This is a genomic window from Arthrobacter sp. 10T44, from assembly GCF_056393885.1.
Genome location: NZ_JBFTGT010000008.1, coordinates 1 through 25263, shown reverse-complemented (window position 1 = coordinate 25263; position 25263 = coordinate 1). Strand labels below are relative to the sequence as shown.

General features: G+C 67.9%; 21 protein-coding genes, 1 tRNA gene and 1 pseudogene. 6 read left to right on the top strand and 17 right to left on the bottom strand.

Annotation, left to right across the window (positions count from 1 at the left end; all coding sequences use genetic code 11):
- Positions 1-34: 34 nt before the first annotated feature.
- The 11 genes from AC1DBL_RS13460 to argS form a co-directional block, all read right to left on the bottom strand.
- Positions 35-1009, bottom strand: a complete 975-nt coding sequence (locus AC1DBL_RS13460) for a glycosyltransferase (protein ID WP_476908583.1) — start codon at positions 1007-1009, stop codon at positions 35-37.
- Positions 1010-1015: 6 nt separating this feature from the next.
- Entirely contained in the window at positions 1016-1924 is a 909-nt protein-coding gene (locus AC1DBL_RS13455) for a glycosyltransferase (RefSeq protein WP_441417350.1), read from the bottom strand.
- Between the two features lies 1 nt (position 1925).
- Positions 1926-2711, bottom strand: coding sequence for an L-threonylcarbamoyladenylate synthase (locus AC1DBL_RS13450; RefSeq protein WP_476908582.1), 786 nt, complete (start codon positions 2709-2711; stop codon positions 1926-1928).
- Positions 2708-3619: a peptide chain release factor N(5)-glutamine methyltransferase gene (prmC, locus tag AC1DBL_RS13445; RefSeq protein WP_476908581.1), complete on the bottom strand. Its 912-nt coding sequence runs from the start codon at positions 3617-3619 to the stop codon at positions 2708-2710. The genes AC1DBL_RS13450 and prmC overlap by 4 nt, the downstream gene beginning before the upstream one ends.
- A gap of 34 nt (positions 3620-3653) precedes the next feature.
- A complete protein-coding gene (gene prfA, locus AC1DBL_RS13440; protein ID WP_441417347.1) occupies positions 3654-4727 on the bottom strand; it encodes a peptide chain release factor 1 in 1074 nt (357 codons plus the stop codon).
- A gap of 233 nt (positions 4728-4960) precedes the next feature.
- Positions 4961-7072 carry a transcription termination factor Rho gene (gene rho / locus AC1DBL_RS13435; RefSeq protein ID WP_476926307.1) on the bottom strand — a complete coding sequence of 704 codons (2112 nt, stop codon included), beginning with the start codon at positions 7070-7072 and terminating at the stop codon, positions 4961-4963.
- A gap of 309 nt (positions 7073-7381) precedes the next feature.
- The gene (gene thrB, locus AC1DBL_RS13430) at positions 7382-8368 is read right to left on the bottom strand and encodes a homoserine kinase (protein WP_476893303.1); all 987 of its coding nucleotides are present in this window, start codon (positions 8366-8368) and stop codon (positions 7382-7384) included.
- Positions 8369-8370: 2 nt separating this feature from the next.
- Positions 8371-9477 (bottom strand): threonine synthase, encoded by a 1107-nt coding sequence (gene thrC / locus AC1DBL_RS13425; protein WP_441417344.1) that lies wholly within the window; start codon positions 9475-9477, stop codon positions 8371-8373.
- Positions 9478-10794 (bottom strand): homoserine dehydrogenase, encoded by a 1317-nt coding sequence (locus AC1DBL_RS13420; RefSeq protein WP_476926306.1) that lies wholly within the window; start codon positions 10792-10794, stop codon positions 9478-9480.
- Positions 10795-12261: a diaminopimelate decarboxylase gene (gene lysA, locus AC1DBL_RS13415; RefSeq protein ID WP_476893301.1), complete on the bottom strand. Its 1467-nt coding sequence runs from the start codon at positions 12259-12261 to the stop codon at positions 10795-10797.
- A gap of 5 nt (positions 12262-12266) precedes the next feature.
- On the bottom strand, positions 12267-13931 hold the full coding sequence (gene argS / locus AC1DBL_RS13410; protein WP_476926305.1) for an arginine--tRNA ligase: 1665 nt from the start codon (positions 13929-13931) through the stop codon (positions 12267-12269).
- 170 nt (positions 13932-14101) lie between these two features.
- Between argS and AC1DBL_RS13405 the strand changes: the two genes are divergently transcribed.
- Positions 14102-14174, top strand: a tRNA-Arg gene (locus AC1DBL_RS13405).
- A gap of 58 nt (positions 14175-14232) precedes the next feature.
- Here the strand turns inward: AC1DBL_RS13405 and AC1DBL_RS13400 are convergent.
- Both AC1DBL_RS13400 and AC1DBL_RS13395 read right to left on the bottom strand, forming a co-directional pair.
- Complete coding sequence (locus AC1DBL_RS13400) at positions 14233-14838, bottom strand: cysteine hydrolase family protein (RefSeq protein WP_441417340.1); 606 nt, start codon at positions 14836-14838, stop codon at positions 14233-14235.
- 111 nt (positions 14839-14949) lie between these two features.
- Complete coding sequence (locus AC1DBL_RS13395) at positions 14950-15927, bottom strand: cation diffusion facilitator family transporter (RefSeq protein WP_441417339.1); 978 nt, start codon at positions 15925-15927, stop codon at positions 14950-14952.
- A gap of 138 nt (positions 15928-16065) precedes the next feature.
- Here AC1DBL_RS13395 and AC1DBL_RS13390 point away from each other — a divergent pair, with 138 nt between their 5' ends.
- Positions 16066-17112 carry a M4 family metallopeptidase gene (locus tag AC1DBL_RS13390; protein WP_476926304.1) on the top strand — a complete coding sequence of 349 codons (1047 nt, stop codon included), beginning with the start codon at positions 16066-16068 and terminating at the stop codon, positions 17110-17112.
- Positions 17113-17151: 39 nt separating this feature from the next.
- Positions 17152-17505, top strand: a complete 354-nt coding sequence (locus tag AC1DBL_RS13385; RefSeq protein ID WP_476926303.1) for a protealysin inhibitor emfourin — start codon at positions 17152-17154, stop codon at positions 17503-17505.
- On the opposite strand, the gene AC1DBL_RS13380 is transcribed toward AC1DBL_RS13385, so the two are convergent.
- Entirely contained in the window at positions 17502-18467 is a 966-nt protein-coding gene (locus AC1DBL_RS13380; protein WP_441417336.1) for a GlxA family transcriptional regulator, read from the bottom strand. The two genes, AC1DBL_RS13385 and AC1DBL_RS13380, sit on opposite strands and share 4 nt — an antisense overlap.
- 81 nt (positions 18468-18548) lie before the next feature.
- On the opposite strand from AC1DBL_RS13380, the gene AC1DBL_RS13375 reads away from it, so the two are divergent.
- Together AC1DBL_RS13375 and hrpA are read left to right on the top strand one after the other, a co-directional pair.
- Positions 18549-18716 (top strand): hypothetical protein, encoded by a 168-nt coding sequence (locus AC1DBL_RS13375; RefSeq protein WP_175322851.1) that lies wholly within the window; start codon positions 18549-18551, stop codon positions 18714-18716.
- Between the two features lie 88 nt (positions 18717-18804).
- Positions 18805-22812: an ATP-dependent RNA helicase HrpA gene (hrpA, locus tag AC1DBL_RS13370; protein WP_476926302.1), complete on the top strand. Its 4008-nt coding sequence runs from the start codon at positions 18805-18807 to the stop codon at positions 22810-22812.
- A gap of 40 nt (positions 22813-22852) precedes the next feature.
- Here the strand turns inward: hrpA and AC1DBL_RS13365 are convergent, their stop codons facing one another.
- The 3 genes from AC1DBL_RS13365 to AC1DBL_RS13355 all read right to left on the bottom strand — a co-directional run bounded on the left by AC1DBL_RS13365 (position 22853) and on the right by AC1DBL_RS13355 (position 24841).
- On the bottom strand, positions 22853-23281 hold the full coding sequence (locus tag AC1DBL_RS13365; RefSeq protein WP_441417334.1) for an HIT family protein: 429 nt from the start codon (positions 23279-23281) through the stop codon (positions 22853-22855).
- Positions 23278-24438, bottom strand: coding sequence for an NAD(P)-dependent alcohol dehydrogenase (locus AC1DBL_RS13360; protein WP_476926301.1), 1161 nt, complete (start codon positions 24436-24438; stop codon positions 23278-23280). The genes AC1DBL_RS13365 and AC1DBL_RS13360 overlap by 4 nt, the downstream gene beginning before the upstream one ends.
- Before the next feature lie 70 nt (positions 24439-24508).
- Positions 24509-24841 carry a hypothetical protein gene (locus AC1DBL_RS13355; protein ID WP_476893296.1) on the bottom strand — a complete coding sequence of 111 codons (333 nt, stop codon included), beginning with the start codon at positions 24839-24841 and terminating at the stop codon, positions 24509-24511.
- A gap of 189 nt (positions 24842-25030) precedes the next feature.
- On the opposite strand from AC1DBL_RS13355, the pseudogene AC1DBL_RS13350 reads away from it, so the two are divergent.
- Positions 25031-25263, top strand: a pseudogene (locus AC1DBL_RS13350) (HNH endonuclease); the annotation flags it as partial.

The following is a 25263-nucleotide window of genomic DNA, read 5'->3' as shown; positions in this document are numbered from 1 at the left end:
AAACTGTCGGACAGCGGCGGAGCCTAAAACGATACTAATCTCTTTCGGCTCCGCTACCTGAGTCAGCGGCCCCGGCCGGCAAAAGCGGCGGCATCGGTTTCCAGCTGCGGTCCGCGAGGATGGCGCGCGATTCGCGCCATCCTCGCCAGAGCGCGCCGGTCCCCTTCAGGGTCCGCTCGACGAGCACCAGGCGGGCAATTTCCTTCAGGAAGGTCAGTGCCGTGCCGGCCCCAAAACCGAGCCGGCTGAACTTCCCGTAGGCCCGGAGGTACTGCGCGACGTGCCCGCGGTTGCGCATCACGTAGCGTCGGCTGAGGTCACTGGAGTCATTGAGGTGGCGCAGGCCCAGGTCCACCTGGCGCTGCGCGCGGACCTTCTTGATGACGAAGGCGTTGACGTAGACCACCGGTGTCTGCTGCGCGGCGAGCCAGCCGTAGACCAGGTCATCCCAGGTGATGAAGAAGCGTGGATCGGGCAGCCCGATGGTCCGCGCCACCGAGGCCTTGATCAGCATGCCTTCGAAGTTTCCGACGTTGGTGCGGAAGACCTCGGAATGCTTGAAGACGTCGCGCGAGACGGGGAGGAAGACGCCGAGCGCCTCGACGAAGTGGTGCTGCCAGAAGAAGGGTTTGCCGTTGGCGTCGTAGCGGCGGCCGATCAGGCAGGAATACTCCGGGGTGAACTTCTCCAGCGCCTCCACCGCTCCGGGGAGGACCTCGACGTCGTCGTCCATCAGCCAGAGCCACCCGGCACCGGCTTCCAGCGCCAGCTCGACGCCGCGGGAGAAGCCGCCCGCGCCGCCGACGTTTTCCGGCAGCCGTTCGTACTCAATCCGCGGACCGCCGGCGGCCCTGGCCCGGGAGACGACCTCGGCTGTGTGGTCGCTGCTGGCATTGTCCACCACGATGATCCGCGCCGGCGGGGTGCTGAGGCGGGCGAAGGAATCGAGCAGGTTCTGCAGGAAGTCGGCACGGTTGTAAGTGACGACGACGGCGTACAGGTTCTCCACGGCAGCCTAGCTGTTGGTGGACATCAGTTGCGCGGGAGAGCCGAAGCCCTTGCCGCGGAACCCGGTGGAATAGGCGCCGAACCAGTGCGCCAGGCCCTTCAGGTCCCCGGTCTTCAGGAAGTAGTACGGGAAGCCGACCATGTCAGCTCCGAACCAGCGCAGGTTCCGGTACTTGCGGGTCAGGTAGCCCCGGTTGCGGAAATAGCAGTAGCGCTTGAACTCGCCTTCCGGGATGACGGGGGTGATGAACCCGCCGAAGACGGGCTTCATCTCGGTCCAGGTGGCGGGGTGCTGCACGGCAACGGTGGCCAGCGTGCCGTACTTCAAGCCGGCCTTCTTCACCCGGGAGAGGAAGTCGACCTCGTCGCCGCGGATGAAGAACTTCACGTCCGGAATGCCGATCTTGTAGAAGACCTCGGTGCGGATCAGGGCCCCGTTGAAGAAGTGCACCATGTCCGGCAGGTAGCCCATCGGCGCCAGTTTGGCGCGGTCATTGGTCAGCAGGCCGTTGATCCGGAAGTTGAAGGACAGCCGGTTCGGGTCTGCGGTGGCGGCGACGAGCGGGCTGACGATGTCGAGCTGGTGTTCCTCGGCCGTCTTCAGCAGCCCGGCGAGGCAGTTGCCGTCCTCGGGGTGGCCGTCGTCATCCATCATCCAGATCCACTCGGCGCCGCTGGCCATGGCGGCCAGGATCGCGTAGGCAAAGCCGCCGGCTCCGCCGAGGTTTGCCTCGGAGCGCAGGTAGTTGATGTTCGCTCCCCCGGCGGCGACGACCTCGGTGGCCGGAACGGTGCCGGAGTCCACGAGCGCGATCGAGTGGATCGGCGCAGTCTGCGCGGCAAGGCCTTTGAGTAGGAGGGCAAGTTCCTCGTGCCGGTCGAAGGTTACGGCCGCGACGGCGACTTTGGGCTGCATGTCAGTTCCTCGGAGGGTCGTCGGAGGCGGTGGGGACAGTGTGGCCGGGTGTCTCCCCGGTCGCGGCGTCAGCCGGCACGGCGGCCGGCCCCGCTTCGGCATCCGGCTCCGCTTCGGCGGCCGGCTGTTCGCCGGCCCCGAGCACGCCCGGGACAACTTCACGCAGGCGCTCAAGGCTGATGGCGCCCTGGCGGACCACGCGCAGCGGCAGGGCCGTGGCGTCAATGATCGTGGACGGCTCGGCCCCGTTGCCTTCGACCGGCCGGTGCCCGCCTTCGAGGTAGACCTCCACCGACTCCGCGAGCTGCGCCTCGGCGTCGGCGGCGCTCTGTGCGGCGGCCTGGCCGGTGCGGTTGGCGGAGGAGACCGCCAGCGGTCCGGTGAGGGTAAGCAGGTCCTGGGCGACGTCGTCGTCCGGGAGGCGGAGGGCCACTGTGCCCTTGGTTTCGCCAAGGTCCCAGTCGAGCGAGGGCTGTGCGTGCAGGATCAGGGTCAGCCCCCCGGGCCAGAACGCCTCGGCCAGGCGGCGGGCCTCGGCCGGCACATCGGTGGCCAGGCCGTCCAGGGCGTTCAGCCTGGGGATCAGTACGGGCGGCGGCATTTGCCGGCTCCGGCCTTTGGCCGCGAGCAACAGCGTCACGGCCTGCGGCGAGAACGCGTCGGCGCCGATGCCGTACACGGTGTCGGTGGGGAGGACCACGCACTTGTGTTCCCGGATGGCCCGCTGGGCGTGTTCAAGTCCTGCGGCGCGTTGCTCCGCGTCCGCGCAATCGTAGCTAGTCGTCACTGGCCTATCCTTTCATCACTGACGGCCTCGGGTTTGCGGACGGCGCTGGTGGCGCGTTCGCGTCCGTTGAGGTCCAGGTGCGTCGTCACTCCGGACCAGTGTCCGGAACGCTCCAGCATCGCGGCGATCCAGCCGGCCTGGACCTCGGCGTGCTCCATGACGAAGTAGCCACCTGGCACGAGAAGCCGGGCCGCGGAGGCCGCCGCCGCCGTCGGGACTTCCATGCCGTCCGCTCCCCCGCCATAGAGCGCCTCGGGCGGGTCATGCAGCGCCACCTCGGGCTCGTTGGGGACCGCTTCGGCCGGGATGTAGGGCGGGTTGGACACGACGACGTCGAAGCTGCCGTTGTGTTCGGGCAACGCGTCCCGCAGGTCGCCGCGCACCAGGTGGACGCCCAGCGGCAGCAGGTTCTTGGCCGCCCAGGCGTGCGCAAACTCGCTGAACTCCACGGCGTGGACCTCGGCGTCGGGAACCTCATGCGCGATCGAGCCGGCAATCGCCCCCGACCCGGTTCCGAGGTCGACGACCTTGGGCCGCCCGTGCAGCCGTTCCGTGTCTTCGGACCGGGCCGCCAGCCAGTCGATTACCAGCTGAACGACGGATTCCGTTTCCGGACGCGGGATGAATACGCCGGGCCCGACGGCCAGTTCGAGGTAGCGGAAGTGCGCCACGCCGGTGATGTGCTGCAACGGGATACGCTGCGCGCGCTCGGCCACCAGCTCGGCGTAGCCTGCCGGCGCCGGCGTGTCACCGAGGACCATGGCGCGGAGCCGGCCCGGGCCGACGCCAAGCAGGTGGCCGGCAAGGAGTTCGGCGTCGACCTTCGGGCTCGGCACGCCGGCGGCGGCCAGCACGGCCGTGGCCTCGCGGACGGCGTCGGCGAGGCTCAGCGCAGCATCAGAAGTCATCAGGCTCAGGTGTCATCGGGGCGGACGATCCGTACTAATCGCCGATGGCGTCGAGGCGGGCCTGTTCGTCCATCTCGATGGCGGACTGGATCACCGGCTCCAGGTCGCCGTTCATGACCTGGTCCAGGTTGTACGCCTTGTAGCCGGTGCGGTGGTCGGCGATCCGGTTTTCCGGGTAGTTGTAGGTCCGGATGCGCTCGGAGCGGTCCATGGTGCGGATCTGCGACTTGCGCTGGGCCGAGTTCTCGGCGTCGATCTGCTCCTGCTGGTGGGCCAGGATGCGGGCGCGCAGCACGCGCATGCCGGCTTCACGGTTCTGCAGCTGGGACTTCTCGTTCTGCATCGCCACCACGATCCCGGTGGGAAGGTGGGTGATGCGCACGGCCGAGTCGGTGGTGTTGACCGACTGGCCGCCGGGGCCGGAGGAACGGTAGACGTCGATCTTGAGATCGTTCTGGTTGATTTCGAGCTCTTCGGGCTCGTCCACTTCGGGGAGCACCAGGACGCCGGCGGCAGAAGTGTGGATACGCCCCTGCGACTCGGTCACCGGCACGCGCTGCACCCGGTGCACGCCGCCTTCGAACTTCAGCCGCGCGAACACGCCCTCGGCAGGATCGTTGGAGTTGCCCTTGACGGCCATCTGGACGTCCTTGTAGCCGCCCAGGTCCGATTCGGTGGCGGAGATAATCTCGGTTTTCCAGCCACGGGATTCCGCGTAACGGCTGTACATGCGCAGCAGGTCCGCGGCGAACAGGGCAGCCTCGTCGCCGCCTTCGCCGCCCTTGACCTCAAGGATCACGTTGCGGGCGTCGTCCGGGTCGCGCGGGATGAGCAGGCGGCGCAGCTTGGCCGCGGCCGTCTCCAGGGCAGCCTCAAGCTCGGGCACCTCAGCGGCGAACTCCGGATCCTCGCCGGCCATTTCCTTCGCGGCCGACAGGTCATCGCTGATGCTTTCCCAGCGGTGGTAGGCCTCCACAATGCCGTTCAACTGCGCCGACCGCCGCCCCAGCTTCCGGGCCAGCTTCTGGTCAGCATAAACAGCAGGATCCCCAAGCTGGGCCTGGATAGCAGCATGCTCATCCAACAGCCCCTGTACGGACTCAAACATTTCAAAACCTCTTTCGACTTGGAACCAAGTCTAGTTACGACAACAAAACTGGACCGCGGCTGGCGACTTAACGACGAAGCCGCACGGATTTTTCCGCCCCGGGAGTGGCTTCGGGCCTGCCGGAGCCGGGTGGCGTGCGATCGTAGATCGAACGCCACCCGGCGGAGGGGCGGGGGCGGAAAATCCGTGCGGCGTTAGCGCGCGGGACCGCCAGAATCTAGCGGTTAATGCAGCTACTTGTCGTTATCGGACTTCGCACCAAGCGTCGTCTTCTGCACCTGCATGAGGAACTCGACGTTGCTCTGGGTCTCCCGGATCTTGTTGGTCAGCAGCTCAAGGCTCTGCTGCGTTTCGAGTCCGGAGAGGACACGGCGCAGCTTCCACATGATCTTGACTTCCTCGGGGGACAGCAGGTTCTCTTCGCGGCGGGTACCGGACGCGTTGACGTCCACGGCCGGGAAGATGCGCTTGTCCGCGAGCTGGCGGGACAGGCGCAGTTCCATGTTGCCCGTGCCCTTGAACTCTTCGAAGATGACCTCGTCCATCTTGGACCCGGTCTCGACGAGCGCGGTGGCCAGGATGGTGAGCGAGCCGCCGTTTTCGATGTTGCGGGCTGCACCAAAGAAACGCTTCGGCGGGTACAGCGCGGCGGAGTCGACACCGCCGGACAGGATGCGGCCGGAGGCGGGCGCGGCCAGGTTGTAGGCGCGGCCCAGTCGGGTCATCGAGTCCAGCAGGACCACAACGTCCATGCCCATTTCCACGAGGCGCTTGGCACGCTCGATGGAAAGTTCGGCCACGGTCGTGTGGTCATCGGCGGGGCGGTCGAAGGTGGAGGCAATGACCTCACCCTTGACCGTGCGCTGCATGTCGGTGACTTCTTCGGGGCGTTCGTCAACGAGCACCATCATGAGGTGGACCTCAGGATTGTTGGTGGTGATGGCGTTGGCGATGGACTGCAGGATGAGCGTCTTGCCGGCCTTCGGCGGCGAGACGATCAGGCCACGCTGGCCCTTGCCGATCGGGGCGACCAGGTCGATGACGCGGGGGCCGATCTTCTTGGGGTCCGTCTCGAGGCGCAGGCGCTCGGAGGGGTACAGCGGGACGAGCTTGGCGAATTCGACGCGGTCCTTGAGTTCCTCGGGGGTCTTGCCGTTGACCGAGGTGACGCGGACCAGCGCGTTGAACTTCTGGCGGGCCGACTGCTGGTTGCTGCGGTCTTCGCCTTCACGCGGGGCGCGGATGGCGCCGACGACGGCGTCGCCCTTGCGCAGGTTGTACTTCTTGACCTGGGCGAGCGAGACGTAGACGTCGTTCGGACCCGGCAAGTAGCCGGAGGTGCGGATGAACGCGTAGTTCTCCAGCACGTCCAGGATGCCGGCGACGGGCAGCAGGACGTCGTCCTCGGTGACCTCGACGTCGTCGACGTCGGGTCCCTGGGAACGGCCGCGGCGGCGTTCGTTGCGGTCGCGGAAACGGTCGTTGCGCGGGTTGTTGTCGCGGTTGTCCTGGCCGCCGGAGCGGTCGTTGCGATCGTTGCGGTCACGACGGTTACGGCGGTTGCGGCGGCTGCCGCCGTCGGAATCGTCGTTGTCGCGGGTGTTGTCGCGGGTGTTTTCGCGGGTGCCGGACGTGTTGTCGCGGGTGTTGTCCTCACGGTTGCCACGGCCGCGGGTGTTGTCGCGGCGCTGGCCGTCGTCGCTGCCCTGTTCGGCCTGGCGTTCCTGGCGCTGTTCGACCGAGGCCTGCTCGGCCGGGGCTTCCACGGCTGCTGCCGGCTGGGCTTCGCCCTGGCCGGTGGCCTGGGCTGCTGCCTCGCCGCGGCGGCGGTTGCGGGTCCGCGGCTGGCGGGTGCGGTCGCTGCCTTCAGTGCCCTGCTCTGCCGGGGCGGACGGTGCCTGCGCCGGGGCAGCGGCGGACTGCGCCTCTACCGCGGCGGCGGGTGCCTCAGCAGCAGGGGTGGTGATGACGCCGTCGCTGCCTGCGCGGCGGCTGCGGCCCCGGGTCCGGGCCCGCGGGTTTTCCTGGGCCGGAGCCTCGGCTCCGTCAGTTGCGGGAGCCACGGCCGGGGCCGAGGCGTGGGCAACAGAGCCATTGTCGCTCGCCTTTTCGGCGGCGCGTTCGGGTGCCTTGCTGACCGGGGTACCGGCACGGTGGGCGGAAATGGCGGTCACCAGATCACCCTTGCGCATCCGGGAGCCGCCGGAGATCCCCAGCTGGCTGGCCAGGGCCTGGAGCTGGGCGAGCTTCAGGCCGGCGAGGCCGCTGCTCTTGGCGGGTGCTGCCGTTGCGGCAGCAGAAGATGATGTTTCCACAGCTGAAGACAGCTCAGTGGTTTCGGTCACGAAGGATCCTTCCCCCTCGACGGCGTCCAGGCTAGGAGCTGGACGCGGTGATTTGATCTGGGCTGCAGTTCAGATCTGCAGCCGGGATTTCGGCCTTGCCGGTTGGATTTCGGCCGGCAGGGCCGGTTACTGCTACACCAAGACACGCCCCGAAATTGAGGAACGGCCGGCTGACACTTCAGGGGTACAGAGGAATTCTGCAGCTTCCTGCGTCAGACCGAAAGCAGGTGGCACCGGAAAATATTGCGCAGTGAAAGATGAGAGAGGGCAACTTGGCCAACATCGCGGTCTTATAAAAAGCTTGCGTGATTACCGCCGGTGCACTTCCACTTTAGCACCCTCAGTGTCTACAGCCAGCTTCATCACACGCCAGGCGACCTCCGGCGTGTTGTCCGCGGTGAAAGCTCCGATGAACTCGACGACGTCGGCCGCTTCCTCTTCCCCCGCGGCCAGGACCAGCACGGTGGGTCCCGCGCCGGAGACGACGGCGGCATGGCCGGCGCGCCGCAGCGCAGCGATCAGCTCCGCGCTGGGCCGCATGGCCTGCGCCCGGTAGCTCTGGTGCAGGTAGTCCTCGGTGCCGGGCAGCAGGAATTCAGGCTTCTGCGTCAGCGCGTGGATCAGGAGGGCGGCGCGGCCCGAGTTCATCGCGGCGGCGTGGTGCCCCACGGAGGCCGGAAGCAACGCCCGGGCGGCCTCGGTGGAGAGCTCGAAGTCCGGCACTGCGACGACCGGGACAATGCCGGCGTCGACCGTCGCGCAGGTGCTGCTGTACTGGTCACTGTCCTGCCAAGACAGCGCCAGTCCGCCGAAAATGGCGGGTGCGACGTTGTCCGGATGGCCCTCCAGTCGGCTGGTGAATTGCAGGATCCAATCCTTGCTGCGCCGCGAGGCCGCCGGGACGAGGGCGTTCGCGGCGCTGGCGGCGGCAACCACGGCGGCGGCCGAGGATCCGAGGCCGCGGCCGTGCGGGTTGACGTTGTCCGCGGTGATCCGCAACCCCTCGTGGCGGAAGCCCAGCAGGTGCAGCGCTTCCGTGAGGGCCTTGGCCACCAGATGGCTCGCATCGCGGGGCAGGGTATCCGCGCCCTCGCCGCTGAGCTCGAATTCAAGTTCGCCGCTCTCGAGGGTCTCCACCGTCAGCGTGTCGTGCAGCGACAGGGCCAGGCCCAGGCTGTCGTAGCCCGGGCCGAGATTGGCGCTGGTGGCCGGGACCCGGACGGTGACTACTTGCCCGGCCGGAACTGCCGGAATGTCGGCGGGAGATTCGGCCGGGACGGTGAGGGTGGTTTCCAAGGCTATTTTTCTTCCAGTCCCAGTTCGGCGGCCACCGTGACGACGTCGTTGGCGACCTTGACCGGCTGCACGTCGCTGCCGTCCTCGGTGCGCAAGGCCCACTGCGGGTCCTTGAGGCCGTGGCCGGTGACCGTGATGACGATGGTCTTGCCCTCCGGAACCTCGCCCGCGGCGTGCTTCTTGATCAGGCCGGCGACGCCGGCGGCGGAGCCGGGTTCGACGAACACGCCCTCGCGGGCGGAGAGCCAGCGGTGCGCGGAGAGGATCTCCTCGTCGGTGACGGCCTCGATCACACCGCCGGATTCGTCCCGGGCGGCGACGGCGGTGTCCCAGGACGCGGGGTTGCCGATCCGGATGGCGGTGGCGATGGTGTCCGGCTCCGTGATGGGGTGGCCGGCGACGAATGGGGCGGCACCGGCGGCCTGGAAGCCCCACATCACCGGCGTCTTCGTGGCGACTGCGGTTAGGGTGCCGGCGGTGGCGGAGTCGTAGGGCGCTGCGTACTCCTTGTAGCCCTTCCAGTAGGCGCTGATGTTGCCGGCGTTGCCGACCGGGAGCACGTGGATGTCCGGGGCGTCGCCGAGCGCGTCGACGACCTCGAAGGCGCCGGTTTTCTGGCCCTCGATCCGGGCCGGGTTGACCGAGTTGACCAGGAACACGGGGTAGGACTCCCCCAGCTTGCGGGCGATGTCCAGGCAGTCGTCGAAGTTGCCGTCCACCTGCAGCAGGGTGGCGCCGTGCGCGATCGCCTGGCTGAGCTTGCCCATCGAGATCTTGCCCTCGGGCACCAGCACGGCGCACTGCAGTCCGGCCGACGTCGCGTAGGCCGCGGCCGAGGCGGAGGTGTTGCCGGTGGAGGCGCAGACTACGGCCTTGGCACCGGAGGCGACCGCCGCCGTCATGGCCATAGTCATACCGCGGTCCTTGAAGGATCCGGTCGGGTTCATGCCCTCGACCTTGAGGTAGACGGTGCAGCCGGTGAGCTCGGAGAGCTTCTGCGCGTGCACCAGCGGGGTGCCGCCCTCACCCAGGGTGATGACCTTGGTGGCCTCGGTGACGGGCAGGCGTTCGGCGTATTCGCGGATGACTCCGCGCCATTGGTGAGCCACTTAGACCCCTTCTACCCGCAGTACGGATGTGACGGAATTGATGACATCCAGGCCCTTGACGGCCTCGACGGTTGCTGCCAGTGCGGCTTCGCTCGCACGGTGCGTGACGATCCGCAGCTCCGCCGACTCCGATTTGGAGGCCGAGTCGCGGTGGATGGTCTGACGCATGATTTCGATGGACACGCCGTGTTCGGCGAAGAGCTGCGCGATCCGGGCCAGGACACCGGGCTGGTCCGCCACGTCGAGGCCGATGTAGTAGCTGGTGATGGCCGCGTCGATCGGCAGCGAGGGGACGTGGCCGGTGGTGGTTTCGGTGCGTCCCGGACCGCCCAGGACGATCCGGCGGGCCGCCGAGACGAGGTCTCCCAGCACGGCCGACGCCGTCGGGGTGCCGCCGGCGCCCTGGCCGTAGAACATCAGCTCGCCGGCGTTCTCCGCCTCGATGAAGACGGCGTTGAACGCGCCGTGCACGGCCGCCAGCGGGTGCTCGCGCGGCAGCAGCGTGGGGTGGACCCGGACGGACACGCCCTCCTTGCCCTCGGGATCGGTGAGCTTCTCTGCGATCGCCAGCAGCTTGATCACGAAGCCGGCGTCCTTGGCCGCGGCGATGTCCGCGGCCGTGACGGAGCTGATGCCCTCGCAGTAGACGTCCTCGAGCGCGAACCGCGTGTGGAAGGAGAGCGAGGCGAGGATCGCGGCCTTCGAGGCGGCGTCAAGGCCCTCGACGTCGGCGGTGGGGTCCGCTTCGGCGTACCCCAGCCGCTGGGCCTCGGCGAGGGCGTCGGCGAACTGCGCGCCCGTGGTGTCCATCTGGTCCAGAATGAAGTTGGTGGTGCCGTTGACGATGCCCAGCACCCGGGTGATCCGGTCGCCGGAGAGGCTGTCCCGGATCGGGCGCAGGATCGGGATGGCCCCGGCGACGGCGGCCTCGTAGGAGAGCTGAACGCCGGCCTTGTCCGCCTCCTCGTAGAGGGTCGGGCCGTCCTGGGCGAGCAGGGCCTTGTTGCCGGTCACGACGGACGCGCCGTGCCGGATCGCGGTAAGGATCAGGCTCCGTGCCGGCTCGATCCCGCCCATCAGTTCGATTACCAGGTCGGCGTCCTTGACCAGCGCGTCGGCGTCGGTGGTGAAGAGCTGGTGGGGCAGTTCGACGTCGCGCCGGGCGTCGAGGTCGCGCACGGCGATGCCGCTCAGTTCGAGGCGGGCCCCGGCGCGGGACGCCAGCGTGTCGGCGTCGTCAATGAGAATCCGCGCAACCTGAGCCCCGACGTTGCCACAGCCCAGCAGGGCCACTTTCAGGGTTCGCAATTCCGTCATTCAGACTCCCATGTCGCGGTTCAGCAGATCTTGTTCGGTTTCGCCGCGGACAATGAGCCGGACTGATCCATCGCGTACCGCGACAACGCCCGGCCGGGCCAGATAGTTGTAGTTGCTTGACAGGGCCCAGCAGTAGGCGCCGGTCCCCGGTACAGCGAGCAGATCACCGGCTGCCACGTCCTCGGGCAGATATACATCTCTAACAACTATGTCGCCGCTCTCGCAATGTTTGCCCACCACTCGGGACAGCTGCGGGGCCGCGTCGGAGCTGCGGGACGCCAGAACCGCCGAATAATCCGCGTCGTAGAGCACCGGGCGGGCGTTGTCGCTCATGCCGCCGTCCACCGACACATAGCGGCGCGGGTACGTAACGTTTTCTGCGCCGTTTTCCGGCGCATCCACCCGGACGGTCTTCAGGGTGCCCACCTCGTAGAGCGTGAAGGTGCTGGTGCCCACGATCGCCCGTCCGGGCTCGATCGAGATCCGCGGTGCAGCGATGCCGAGCTCTGCCACCTTGGCGCGGACGACGGCGGCCATCGCCCGGGCGATTTCCGCCGGCGGACGAGGCGTGTCCACCGGGGTGTAGGCAATGCCGTAGCCGCCGCCCAGGTCCAGCTCCGGCAGCACGATCGAATACTTGGACTGCATCGCGGCGAGGAAGTCGAGCAGCTTTTCCGCGGCCAGGGCGAAGCCGTCCGGTTCGAAGATCTGCGAGCCGATGTGGCAGTGCAGGCCCAGCAGTTCGATGCTGTCGTGCCCGGCGGCGGCCGCAACTGCTTCCTCCGCGGCGGACAGCCCGGCCTGGTCGGTCGAGTCCCCGGCCATCGAGAGGCCGAACTTCTGGTCTTCATGCGCGGTGGCGATGAATTCGTGGGTGTGCGCGTGCACGCCCGGCGTCAGCCGCAGCATGACTTTCGCCGTTTCGCCGCGGTTCGCCGCGATCGCCGCGACCCGTTCCAGTTCGGCGAGGCTGTCGATGACGATCCGGCCCAGCTTCATGTCGAGGGCGCGGTGGATCTCGCCGTCGGACTTGTTGTTGCCGTGCAGCGCGACGGCGGCGCCGGGGATGCCGGCGCGGGCCGCCACGGCGAGCTCACCGCCGGAGGCGGTGTCCAGCCGGAGCCCTTCCTCCTCGACCCAGCGGACGACGGCGGTGCACAGGAACGACTTGCCGGCATAGTAGACGTCCACTCCCCCGCAGATGTCCGCGAAGGCCTCGTTGAAGGCATCCTGGAAAGCCCGGGCGCGGGCCCGGAAGTCAGTCTCGCTCATCACGAACAGCGGCGTGCCGAACTGCCGCTGGAGTTCGCTGACGGTGACGCCGTCAATGGCCAGTTCGCCACCCTCGTTGCGCTCAACACCGGCGGCCCACATCGGCTTGTGCAAGGCGTTGAGGTTCTCCGGGACGGCCAGCCAGTCCGGGGCCAGCGGGGAAGCTGAAACGCTGTTGTTCTGGTTCGCGGTCATGGCGTTCACATCCGTTCCGGCGCCGAGACGCCCAGCAGTTCCAGTCCGTTGGCGAGCACCTGGCTGGTGGCATCGTTGAGCCACAGCCGGGTGCGGTTCAAATCGGTGATGGCTTCCTCGCCCAGCGGCGCGATACGGCAGGCGTCGTACCAGCGGTGGTAGGCCCCGGCGATGACTTCGAGGTGGCGGGCGACGCGGTGCGGTTCGCGCAGCTCGGCCGCCTTGGCCACGATCGAGGGGTAGCTGCCGAGGTGCGAGAGCAGCTCGTTTTCCGTCGCATGGTCCAGCAGGGACGCGTCGAAGGCGTCTTCGCCCTCCACCCGGCGCTCGACACCGGCGGCTACGGCGTTGCGCGCGGCGCCACGGGAGCGGGCGTGGGCGTACTGGACGTAGAAGACCGGGTTCTCGTTGCTGTGCTTCTTGAGCAGTTCCGGGTCCAGGGTCAGCGGAGAATCGGCCGGGAAGCGCGCCAGGGAGTATCGGACGGCGTCCTTGCCCAGCCAGGAGATCAGGTCCTTGAGCTCGATGATGTTGCCGGCCCGCTTGGACAGCTTGGCGCCGTTGACGGAGACGAGCTGGCCGATCAGCACCTCGATGTTGACCTCGGGATCGTCGCCGGCCGCGGCCGCGATCGCCTTGAGCCGGTTGATGTAGCCGTGGTGGTCAGCGCCGAGCAGGTAGATCTTCTCGGTGAAGCCGCGGTCCTTCTTGGACAGGTAGTACGCCGCGTCGGCGGCGAAGTACGTCGGCTCGCCGTTCGCGCGGATCATCACCCGGTCCTTGTCGTCGCCGAAGTCCGTAGTGCGCAGCCAGACCGCGCCGCCGTCGTCGTAGACGTGGCCTTGTTCCCGCAGGCGGGCGACGGCGTCCGCGATGGCGCCGGCGTCGTGCAGCTCCTGCTCGGAGAAGAAGACGTCGAACTCGACGCCGAACTCCGCGAGGGTCTGCTGGATGTCGTGCAGCTGCGCCTTGTAGGCGGCGCCGCGGATCACCGGCAGCGCGGCGACGTCGGTGAGTTCGCGGATGTCCGGGTGCTGCGTCAGGACCTCGTGGCCGAGGTCGGCGATGTACTCGCCCGGGTAGCCGCCCTCCGGAACGCCGCGCCCGTGCAGCCGGGACAGCACCGAGTGCGCGAAAACGTCCATCTGCGAGCCGGCGTCGTTGATGTAGTACTCCGCGGTGACATCCGCTCCGGAGGCCCGCAGGACGCGGGCGATCGAGTCGCCCAGGGCGGCCCAGCGGGTGTGGCCGATGTGCAGCGGGCCGGTGGGGTTGGCCGAGACGAACTCCATGTTGACCGTGCGGCCCGCGAGCGCCGTATTCGTGCCGTACGCGGGGCCCGCCTCGACAATGGCCTTGGCGAGGGCACCGGCGGCGGCGGCGTCGACGGTGATGTTCAGGAACCCCGGTCCGGCGATGTCGACGGCGGAGACTCCCTCGATCGACGCCAGCCGGGCGCTCAGCAGCCCGGCGAGCTGGCGCGGGTTGGTGCCGGCCGGCTTTGCCAGCTGAAGGGCGATGTTGGTGGCCCAGTCGCCGTGGTCCCTGTTCTTGGGCCGCTCCACGCGCACCGAGTCCGGAATGTCGGCGGCGGCAAGGGCGATTTCACCGGCGGTGACGGCGTCCTTCAGGCAGGCGGATATGGCGAGGGAGAGTTCTTCTGGGGTCACAGTTCCAGCCTACCGGTGGCCCGCGGTCCCGCGGAATTTTGCGGCCGTCATCTTGGCCTGCCGGGTTCCCGGGCAGGTTGCCGGCTTTCCCGGCCCGGCGATTTTCCATTGGAGCCCACCTTCCTGCTAAGCTCTAGGACGTCCCGCCGGTAACGGCAGGATCCCTGATTGCCCTCGTAGCTCAGGGGATAGAGCGTCTGCCTCCGGAGCAGAAGGTCGTTGGTTCGATTCCAATCGAGGGCACAGACAAAACCCCGCCGTTTCAGCGAAACGGCGGGGTTTTTGCGTTCATCGGCAAAGCTCAGGACAGCCCGCTGGAAAATTCCTCGGCCGTCATAGGGGTGGAGAACATCGGGTAGTCGTACGCGATCGCGTTGTCGTGTTCCTCAACGGATGTTGCAGCGACGCAGTCGCTCAGCGTCACGACCTGGTACCCGTTCTCGTAGCCGCTGCGCATGGTTGATTCGACGCAGCAGTTAGTCAGGAAACCGCCCAGGGCGATGGTGGTGATGCCCTTGCTGCGCAGGATGAAGTCCAGGTTAGTGCTGGCAAAGGTGTCCAGGCCCCGCTTGCCTTCAATCACGATGTCGCCCTCTGCCGGCGCCAACTCGTCGATGATGGCCGCGCCCCAGGTTCCCTTCACGAAGACGCCGCCGTCCACGACCCCCTTGAGGATCCCGTACGGATGCTTGCCGAGTTCGTTATAGCCCTCGGCAAACGTGATGGGAGCATGCATGACCGTGACGCCGGCCGTGCGGGCTGCCTCTACAGCCCGGGCCGTGTTGGCGAGCATGTCCGTCTTTTCCATGACCGGCCGGACGGCGTCATGCAGCCCGCCGCCGTCGGAGGTGAAGTCGTTCTGGTACTCGATGAGCACAAGGGCGGTGGTGTTCGGATCAAACTTCAAGGCATCCTCCTGATCGGCGGTGGAACGCCGGCGGCGCTGCCGGCGGTCGAGGTCACAGTATCCGCCGGCCCCGCGCAGGACAAGGGCAGTTGGTCCGGCTTTAGCCGCGGGTCAGGCGCCGGCTCGGCTTTGTCCGGCGTCGAAGTCCAGGGCGGCTTCGTCCGGAGTGGACAAGGTGAGCACGGCTTCCTCCACCGTTTCGTGGTCCTCCAGTTCGCGCTCTATCCGGCGCAGCGCCACCGCCACTTCGTGTTCCGGGTGGTCGCCCTGCAGGTCCACGGCCGCGACCAGGTAGAGCCGGCGCGGGCCGACAAATTCCAGGTGCAGGTACGTGAGCCGGGCGATGTCCCGGTGCTCCAGCACCCGGCGGGCCATGGACTGTTCGATGTCCGGGGTAACGCCCTGGCCCACCAGGAAACGACGGTTGCGGTCGATCAGCACGACGGCGACGACGGCCAGCAGCACACCGACGATGATCGAACCGATCGCGTCCGGCAGCGGCGAGCCCGTGACCTGGTGCAAGAACACGCCGGCAAAGGCCACGACCAGGCCGACGAGTGCTGCGGCGTCCTCCGCGAAGACGGCCCGCAGGGTGGGATCGGAGCTGATCAGGACCTGCTCGAGGGTGTGCCGTTCCAGTTCGTGCGCCGCCTTCCGGGTCTGCCGGAACGCCTGGATGAAGGAGATTCCCTCGAAGACGAAAGCGACGGCCAGGACCACGTAGGCCACTGCGAAGTCGGCTGCCGGCTCCGGCGCAATGATCTGCTGGATGCCGTGCATGATGGACACCACGGCACCCGCAGTGAACAGCCCGAACGCCGCAAACATCGACCAGACGTAGGCTTCCCGTCCGTAACCCATGGGGTGGCTCTTGTCCCGCGGCCTGGCCGAGCGCCGTTCCGCGAAGAACAGGAACACCTGGTTTCCGGTATCCGCCCAGGAGTGGGCCGCCTCGGCGGTCATGGAGGCCGATCCGGTGAGGACGGCGGCCACCGACTTCGCCGCAGCCACAAGGATATTGGCCACGAAGGCGATGATGACCGTCAGCAGGGTCGAGCCGGGTTTCTTTTTCTTCTCCGTTTGCGCCATTGGCCTACCGTATCCAACGGGCAGCCGGACGCGGACCATCCAGCGGACCCCGGAGGGGAAGATCGCCGCGTCCGGCCCTGCCAAATGTCGGTGGCCCCTCGTAGGCTGTTCGCATCGGCAGAAGCAAAGGGGTCTCACATGTACTGCTCCATCATCCCTCCCTACCTGTTGCGCCGGCTGGCAGCGCAGCATCATGAACCACGGCTGCTGATCGCAGCCCGTGCCGCCAAAGAAGCCCTGCAGCACGTCAAGAGCTTCCAGGCATCCCGCGCGGCGCCGGTGCCCGCGGCACCCCCGGGACTGCGGCAGCTCACGCCCGGGCCGCCGCAGCGGACCGTATACGACGCGAAAGCCTCGGAGAACCTGCCCGGTGTTCTGGTGCGCAAGGAAGGCGAACCCGTCACCGGCGACCCGGCGGCGGACGAGGCATATGACGGCCTGGGCCACACGCACCGGCTCTACGCCGAGGCATTCGGCCGCAACTCGATTGACGGCAACGGCCTGCCGCTGGATGCCACGGTGCACTTCGGCCAGCGCTACGACAACGCGTTCTGGGACGGCAAGCAGATGGTCTTCGGCGACGGCGACGGCCAGGTCTTCAACCGCTTCACGGCCTCCCTGAGCGTGATCGGCCACGAGCTGGCGCACGGCGTCACCCAGTACACCGCCGGGCTCGCCTACCGGAACCAGGCGGGAGCCCTCAACGAATCGCTCTCGGACGTCTTCGGCGCCCTCGTGGAGCAGTACGTGAAGCAGCAGTCCGCAACCGAGGCGAGCTGGCTGATCGGCGAAGGCCTCTTCACCGACCAGGTGCAGGGAACGGCGCTGCGCTCCATGAAGGCCCCGGGCACCGCCTACGACGACGATGTGCTGGGCAAGGATCCGCAACCGGACTCGATGGACTCCTATGTCCACACCAGCGCGGACAACGGCGGAGTGCACCTGAACTCGGGCATCCCCAACCGGGCCTTCTACCTGGTCGCGACGGCCTTGGGCGGTAATGCGTGGGAGACTCCCGGACGCATCTGGTACGACACCCTGACCGGAGGCTCCCTGCCCGCGGCCGCGACCTTCGGGGCTTTCGCGAAGGCCACCGCGGCATCCGCGAAGGAGCTGTACGGTGCCGAGTCGGCGGAGCATGACGCCGTCCGGCGGGCATGGGAAACTGTCAAAGTGAGGCTGTAACCAGCGCCTGCCTAAGGATCACCCAGTGGAGTCAAGCCAGTGAAGATAACCGTCCAGCGCAGCGGTGGCGTTGCCGGGATGGAGCGCGTCTGGAGCGTGCAGGCGGTGACGCCGGATGACCGGGACCAGTGGCAGCCCTTGATCGAGGCCTGCCCCTGGGACGACCTGCCCGGCCCGGCAGCAGCCGAGCCCGGCGGAATTCCCCAGCCGGACCGCTTCGTCTACCGGATCCGGGCCGGCCAGCGCCGCGCCACCCTGCCGGAGCGGGACCTCGTCGGACCCTGGCGGACCCTGGTGGACAGCATGCGCGCCGCTGCGGAGTCGCTGGCTCAGCCGGAACCGGCGTCGGGCGGTGCCGAGACCCGGGACCGCCCGGACGGGCAGCCCGGTTAGACCGCCGCCAGGTGCCCGCGGAACGTCCGCCGGTAGGACTGCGGGCTGGTGTCCAGCACCTTGGCGAAGTGGTGCCGCAGCAGCACCGAGTGGCCGAACCCGGCCTCCCGGGCGATCTCGTCGATGTTCAGATCCGTGGTCTCGAGCAGCTCCTGCGCCCGCAGCACCCGCTGCGAATTCAGCCAAGCCGCGGGGGTCGCACCGGTCTCGGCCCGGAACCGCCGCGCAAAGGTCCGCGGCGACATGTGCACGCGGGCGGCCAGCTCGTTGACGGAGTGCTCCTCGTCCAGGTTCCGGACCATCCACCGCAGCAACTCCTCCATCGGCTGCGAGCCGCACCTGGGCATGGGCCGGTCGATGAACTGGGCCTGGCCGCCGTCGCGGTGGGGCGGAACCACCATGTCCCGGGCGATACTCGCGGCCACGTTGGCGCCCAGCTCCACCCGGACCAGGTGCAGGCTGGCATCGATGCCGGCGGCCGTGCCGGCGCTCGTGATGATCCGCCCGTCCTCTACATAGAGCACGTTTTCATCAACCAGCGCGGCCGGGTAACGGCTGGCGAGCTCCTGCGAGTAGTGCCAGTGCGTGGTGCAGCGGCGCCCGTCCAGCAGCCCTGCCCGGGCCAGGGCGAAGGCGCCGGAGCAGATCGACATGACCCAGGCTCCCCGCGCGTGCGCCGCCCGCAGCGCCTCCAGCACGGACTCGGGGACATCGGAGTCCTTGCCGAACGGGGTCATGATGACCAGGTCCGCGTCCGCGGCGGCCTCCAGCCCGAGCGGCACGTGCATCGACAGGCCTGACTTCATGGGAACGTCGCCGGGCTCCGGCGTGCAGACCCGGAAGTCGAAGGCCGGCACGCCGGTGCCGCGGTCCGATCTGTCGACGCCGAACACCTCGAATGCGGTGCCGAACTCGAAGACCGAGAAGTTGGGAACCACGATCATCGCCACTGAATTGATCATGTCTCCAGTGTGGCAGAAATTATAGCCTTTTGGGCATTTCTGCCACTTTTTTTGCATCCCCCACCGGAGAACCATGGAGGTATGGAACTCATCGGAATCGCCCTCATCGTCCTGATCCTCGCCGCCGTCGCAGCCACCCTCCGGGCTCTCCGCAAAGACGGTCTGGGCCACAACCCGCCCGTCCGTTCGGAAGAGTACTGGATGGCCCACGACCTCCCCAGCACCAGCTACACGCTGCGGTTCTTCTAGCCCGCTCCCCCGCCAACCGCTGCCCGGCCCCGCCCAGGGACCGGGCAAACCTATGTCCGGCTGCTGGGCCAGTAGACTGTTTTCAGCCATGACACTGCATATTTCCTACCCCGCCGAGCTGCCGGTCTCCGAGCGCCGCGAGGACCTGATGGCCGCCATCGCCGCAAACCAGGTGACCATCATCGCCGGCGAGACCGGTTCCGGTAAGACCACCCAGATCCCCAAGATGTGCCTCGAGCTTGGCCTGGGCGAAAACGGCCTGATCGGCCACACCCAGCCGCGCCGGCTCGCCGCCCGCACGGTCGCGGAGCGCATCGCCGAGGAACTCGGCGTCGAGATCGGCCAGGAAGTCGGCTTCCAGGTCCGTTTCACCGGCGAGGTCAGCCGCTCCACCAAGGTGAAGCTGATGACCGACGGCATCCTGCTGGCCGAGATCCAGCGCGACAAACTGCTGCGCAAGTACAACGCGATCATCATCGACGAGGCGCATGAACGCAGCCTCAACATCGACTTCATCCTCGGCTACCTCAAGCGGATCCTCCCCCAGCGCCCGGACCTGAAGATCATCATCACCTCGGCCACCATCGATCCGGAGCGCTTCGCCAAGCACTTCGGCAGCGAGGAGGAGCCCTCCCCCATCATCGAGGTGTCCGGCCGCACCTTCCCGGTGGAAATCCGCTACCGGCCGCTCTCCCAGCCCGCCGGCGGCCCCAGCGCAGCTGGCGATGATGCGGACAATTCCTCCGACGACGAGCTCGAGGAGGACCGCGACCCGCTGGACGCGGTGTGCGACGCCGTCGACGAACTCGCCCTCGAGGCCCCGGGCGACATCCTGATCTTCTTCTCCGGGGAACGCGAAATCCGCGACGCCGCCGAGGCGCTCAACGCGCGCATCCAGGCGAACCGGCGGCTGGCCGGCACCGAGGTCCTTCCCCTCTTCGCCCGGTTGAGCCTGCAGGAGCAGCACAAGGTGTTCCACCCCGGCAGCAAGCGCCGGATCGTGCTGGCCACCAACGTTGCCGAAACCTCGCTCACAGTGCCCGGCATCAAGTACGTCGTCGACACCGGCACCGCACGCATCTCGCGCTACTCGCACCGCACCAAGGTCCAGCGCCTGCCGATCGAGCGGGTCTCGCAGGCCTCTGCCAACCAGCGCTCCGGCCGCTGCGGCCGTGTCTCCGACGGCATCGCCATCCGGCTGTACTCGGAGGAGGACTTCGAATCCCGGCCGCTGTTCACCGACCCGGAGATCCTGCGCACCAACCTTGCCGCCGTCATCCTGCAGATGACGGCCATGGGTGTGGCCCGCGGGCCGAAGGATGTGGAGAACTTCCCGTTTGTGGAGCCGCCGGACTCCCGAGCCATCAACGACGGCGTCACCCTGCTCCGCGAGCTCGGCGCTCTGAGCGCCGCACGGCAGCCGGAAGCAGCGGACGACGCCGGGACCCGGGCCGGTCGCCGGCCCGCCGGCGGCCGCGGCGGCGGGCTCACCGCCGTCGGGCAGCAGCTTGCCCAGCTGCCGGTGGACCCACGGCTGGGGCGGATGATTGTCGAGTCCGGCAAGCGCGGCTGCGTCCGCGAGGTCATGATCCTGGCCGCGGCGCTGACCATCCAGGATCCGCGCGAGCGCCCGACGGACAAGCAGCAGCTTGCCGCGGAGAAGCACGCGCGGTTCCGGGACGAGAACTCGGACTTCACCGGCTTCCTGAACCTCTGGAACTACCTCCAGGAGAAGCAGCAGGAACTCTCTTCGACCGCGTTCCGCCGGCTGTGCCGCAACGAGTTCATCAACTATTTGCGCGTCCGCGAATGGCAGGATCTTTTCGCCCAGCTGCGCCAGCTCGCCCGGCCGCTGGGCATCAGCCTGGACAACAAGCGGCTTACCGACCCGGTGGGCAACCACGAGGGCATCCACATCAGCCTGCTGTCCGGGCTGCTGAGCCACATCGGCATCCTCGACGAACGCAAGCGCGAGTACGCGGGCGCCCGCGGCAGCCGCTTTGCGATCTTCCCCGGCTCGGCGCTGTTCAAGAAGTCCCCCACGTTTGTGATGGCCGCCGAGCTGGTCGAAACCAGCAGGCTCTGGGCGCGGGTGGCCGCAAAGTTCGATCCGCTCTGGGCCGAGCAGGTGGCGCCGGACCTGGTGAAGCGCAGCTACAGCGAACCGCACTGGTCCAAGAAGATGGGCTCGGTGATGGCGCATGAGAAAGTCACCCTCTACGGTGTGCCGATCATCCCCAACCGGCGGGTCAACTACGGGCGGGTGGATCCGGAGCTCTCCCGCGAGCTGTTCATCCGCCACGCCCTGGTGGAGGGCGACTGGCAGACGCACCACAAGTTCTTCCACCGCAACCGTGCCCTGCTCCAGGAAGTCGAAGAGCTCGAGGCACGGATGCGGCGCCGCGACATCCTGGTCGACGACGAGACCCTGTTCGAGTTCTACGACGCGCGGATCGGTAAGGGCGTGGTTTCCGAGCGCCATTTCGACAAGTGGTGGAAGGAAGCCCGCCAGCAGGACCCCACGCTGCTGGACTTCGACCAGTCGCTGCTGATCAGCGAGGACGCCGACGCGCTCGACGATTCGGCGTACCCGAAGACCTGGCTGCACAAGGGCTTCGAACTGCCGCTGAGCTACGAGTTCCATCCGGTGGCGCCCGGCTCCCCGCCGAACCCGTCCGACGGCGTCACCGCCGAGGTCCCCGTATTGTTCCTGAACCAGCTGGACGACGCCGCGTTCCGCTGGCTGATTCCCGGCCAGCGGGTGGAACTGGTTACGGCCCTGATCAAGTCCCTGCCCAAGCAGGTGCGGAAGAACTTCGTTCCCGCACCGGACGTCGCCCGCCAGGCCGTGGCGGCGCTAGAGGCCGATTTCGATCCCGCGGCGGATGAGCTGGAGCCCTCACTCGAACTCGTACTGCGCCGGCTCCGCGGCCAGGTCATCCCGCCGGGGTCGTGGAACTGGGACGCCGTCCCGGCGCACCTGCGGGTCAGCTTCCGCGTGGTCGACTCCCGCGGCAAGGTCCTCGACGAGGGCAAAGACCTCGCGGTGCTCCAGGAAAAGCTGGCACCGGCCACCCGGCGCGCGATCGCCGAGTCCCTCGGGGCCACGCCGGCCACGACGGCGCCCAAGGCGACAACGGCAGGCACCGCCGGCGGCGGGGCGAACGGCAGATCCTCCGGGGCTCCTGCCGCACAGACGCAGCTCGTCCCGGCTCCGGCCGGCTTCAGGGAGCTGTCCGGCCTGAAGGATTGGACCTTCGGCACCGTGCAGCGCCAGGTCCAGGGCACCGTGAAGGGCCACACCGTCACCGGCTACCCCGCACTGGTCGACGAGGGCGCCTCCGTGGCCCTGCGGCTCTTCCAGACCTCCGGAGAGCAGGAACAGGCCATGCGCGGCGGGGTCATCCGGCTGCTCGCCCTGAAAGTCCCGCCGCCGGACCGCTATGTCCTGGAGCACCTGAACAACACCGAGAAGCTGACGTTCAGCCAAAACCCGCACGGCTCCGTTTCGGCCCTGATCGCGGATTGCGCCCTGGCCGCGATCGACAAGCTCACCCCGGCCGCGCTGCCGTGGGATGCGGCGGCGTTCAAGGCGTTGTATGAGCAGGTCCGGGCGGAACTGATCGACACGGTCTTCACGGTGACCGCCGTCGTCGAGCGGATCCTCGCCAGCACACGGCGCATCGAGAAGCGGCTCAAAGGAACCACCAGCCTGGCCCTGATCAGCGCCCTCAACGACGTCAAGGCCCAGCTGGAGCAGCTTGTCTTCCCCGGTTTTGTGGCACGCACGGGCTACGCCCAGCTGAGCCAGCTGCCCCGCTACCTCGCGGCCATCGAGAAGCGCCTCGAAAAGCTTCCCGTGAACGTCCAGCGCGACGCGCAGCACATGGCGGTCATCCAGGCCCTCGAGGACGACTACGACGACGCCGTCTCCGCGTTGCTGCCCGGCCGGCGGATCGGCACGGAGTTAACCCAGGTCCGCTGGATGATCGAGGAACTGCGGGTGAGCCTTTTCGCCGTCGAACTCGGCACCGCCTATTCGGTGTCCGAAAAGCGGATCCGGACCGTGCTGAACAAAGCGCTGGCGCCGGCGTAGACCCCCTGGGGAGTGCTGCGCCGGCGCCAGTTCCTGGAAGTTAAGCCTCCGGGACGTGCTCCGCGTGGCCGGCCTTCCGCAGGCCCTCGCGCAGCGTCTCCGCGTTGGCGTCCAGCCGGGCCGGGTCCGGGTGCTGGTCGACCGAACCGAAATCAAAGTCCGCCATCGAGTTGGACGGCCAGACGTGCACGTGCAGGTGGTTGATTTCGTAGCCGGCCACGATCAGGCCCGCCCGGGCGGCGTCGAACACGTCCACCTGGACCGCACCGATCTTGCGGGCAACTTCCATGACGCGGCCCAGCACCTCCGGTGAGGCGTCCGTCCAGCGGTCCACCTCTTCAGTGGGAACCACGAGCGTGTGCCCGTCGGCCAGCGGGCCCACGGTCAGGAATGCGACAACGTCGGGCTCGCGCCAGACGAAGCGGCCCGGGATCTCGCCGTTGATGATCTTGGTGAACAGGGTGCTCATACGTCAGCCTTTTCCGCCGGGGACCCCAGGGTGCTGGTGTCCAGAACAAATCGGTACTTTACGTCGCCGGCCACCATGCGGTCATAGGCCTCGTTCAGCTGGTCCGCACGGACCACCTCGACGTCGGACACCACGCCGTGCTCGGCGCAGAAATCCAGCATCTCCTGGGTCTCGGCGATCCCACCGATCAGCGAGCCGGCATAGGCGATCCGGCGCCGGATCAGCGCACCGGGGTTGACCGGCGGCATAGCTTCCGAGGGCAGGCCCAGCTGGAAGAGCGCCCCGTCCACGCGAAGGGTGCGGAAGTACGGGTTGAGGTCGTGCGGCGCGGCGACGGTGTCGATGATGACGTCGATGCTGCGGTCCGCTGACTCCATGGCCTCCAGGTCCGTGGACAGGACGACGTGGTCGGCACCCAGCTCGCGGGCCGCCGTGAACTTCTGCTCCGACGTCGTGAAAACCGTCACCTCCGCGCCCATGGCCTTGGCGATCTTGACCGCCATGTGGCCGAGGCCGCCGAGCCCGACAACGCCGACGACGTCGCCCTTCTCCACCTCGAAGTGGTTCAGTGGGGAGTAGGTGGTGATGCCGGCGCAGAGCAGGGGCGCCGCGGCGGCCGGATCCATGCCCTCCGGGACCCGCAGGACATAGTTGCGGTCCACGACGATCGCGGTGGAGTAGCCGCCCTGGGTGATGGCGTTGCCGTTGCGGGCATCCTTGGCGCCGTAGGTTCCGGTCATGCCGTTTTCACAGTACTGTTCGAGGCCGTCGAGGCAGCTGTCGCATTCGCGGCAGGAATCGACCATGCAACCGACGCCCACGCGCTCACCAACGGTGAAATCGTCGACGGCGGAGCCCACCCGGGTGACCCGGCCGACGATTTCGTGTCCCGGAATCAGGGGGTAGGTCTGGGTTCCCCATTCGCCGCGGGTGGCGTGCACGTCCGAGTGGCAGAGGCCGCAGAACTCGATGGCGATCTCGACGTCGTCCTCCTTGGGGGCGCGCCGGGCCACGGTCAGCGGAACGAGTCCGCTGTCGCTGGCCGTGGCGCCGTAGGCGGCGGCGAGCGTGGGACGGTCGGTGCCGGCGTCGCTGGCATCGTTGAGGTCGGGAAGCGGTTTGGCGAGGGGCGGCGGTACGGGGCGTCCTGGAGTCATGGTCCGACGCTACCCCCGGGAGTGGATGCGGTGCCACTTTGGGGGTGGAGCGGGACCTGCTGGGGCGCGGCTATTCCGCGTGGAAGTCGATCGTTTTCGTGGTGGTGTTGCCGTCTCCCGGCGTCCCAAAGACGCGCGTCATGCGCGGCACGGTCTCCAGGCCGCCGTGGCGTGGCACGGCATGCTCAGACCACTTCACGAAGACTTCGATAGGGCGCCCGGCTGCCTCCGCTTCGGCCCAGTCAATGGCTGACAGGACGTTTGGAGCATCGCGGACATCCCAGTCGTCGACCATCCACGAGTAGCCTTCGACCGCCGGCCGGGTCCAAATGCGCACCCGGTACTCCGCGGGTCGGTCGTATTCGCCGATGGCCGCGTCCGGGCCGATTGGTTGAATGTCCATCGGCAGATCCTATGCCTGCGGGGGTAAGTCGGCTGGTTCTGGCTTTCAGCACCGGGTTCCGCCGACGGGCCTGACTTCCTTTCGGCGCCGGGGCGGAGGACTGGTTCATGACCCTTCTGGCCCGGCGGCCCTGCCCTGGGCTTTGCTGCGGCCGCCTTAATTGTCATAGCTGCGCGATAGCGTGTTTTTATGGACGGCAAGCAAGGGCCCGACGTGGCTCCGACGGACAGCGTAACGGTCGCGGACCTTGCGCGGATCCTGGCCGGGATCCCCGCCCCGGCCAGCGCCGCGGCCCTCATCGACGAAACACGCGAGCTGGAGGACCTGAAGTCAGCCCTGGCCGCCCGGCAGGCCCGGGACGCCGTCGCCTTCGACCTGTCCCAGCGCCGCGAACAATCCCTGGCCGGCGTTCCCGCCGACCA

Coding starts and splice junctions, on each gene's coding strand:
- AC1DBL_RS13455 (WP_441417350.1), bottom strand. CDS start 1,924: ATGCAGCCCAAAGTCGCCGTCGCGGCCGTAACCTTCGACCGGCACGAG.
- prmC (WP_476908581.1), bottom strand. CDS start 3,619: ATGACTTCTGATGCTGCGCTGAGCCTCGCCGACGCCGTCCGCGAGGCC.
- prfA (WP_441417347.1), bottom strand. CDS start 4,727: ATGTTTGAGTCCGTACAGGGGCTGTTGGATGAGCATGCTGCTATCCAG.
- AC1DBL_RS13420 (WP_476926306.1), bottom strand. CDS start 10,794: ATGACGGAATTGCGAACCCTGAAAGTGGCCCTGCTGGGCTGTGGCAAC.
- lysA (WP_476893301.1), bottom strand. CDS start 12,261: ATGACCGCGAACCAGAACAACAGCGTTTCAGCTTCCCCGCTGGCCCCG.
- AC1DBL_RS13395 (WP_441417339.1), bottom strand. CDS start 15,927: ATGGCGCAAACGGAGAAGAAAAAGAAACCCGGCTCGACCCTGCTGACG.
- AC1DBL_RS13390 (WP_476926304.1), top strand. CDS start 16,066: ATGTACTGCTCCATCATCCCTCCCTACCTGTTGCGCCGGCTGGCAGCG.
- AC1DBL_RS13380 (WP_441417336.1), bottom strand. CDS start 18,467: ATGATCAATTCAGTGGCGATGATCGTGGTTCCCAACTTCTCGGTCTTC.
- AC1DBL_RS13375 (WP_175322851.1), top strand. CDS start 18,549: ATGGAACTCATCGGAATCGCCCTCATCGTCCTGATCCTCGCCGCCGTC.
- hrpA (WP_476926302.1), top strand. CDS start 18,805: ATGACACTGCATATTTCCTACCCCGCCGAGCTGCCGGTCTCCGAGCGC.
- AC1DBL_RS13365 (WP_441417334.1), bottom strand. CDS start 23,281: ATGAGCACCCTGTTCACCAAGATCATCAACGGCGAGATCCCGGGCCGC.
- AC1DBL_RS13360 (WP_476926301.1), bottom strand. CDS start 24,438: ATGACTCCAGGACGCCCCGTACCGCCGCCCCTCGCCAAACCGCTTCCC.
- AC1DBL_RS13355 (WP_476893296.1), bottom strand. CDS start 24,841: ATGGACATTCAACCAATCGGCCCGGACGCGGCCATCGGCGAATACGAC.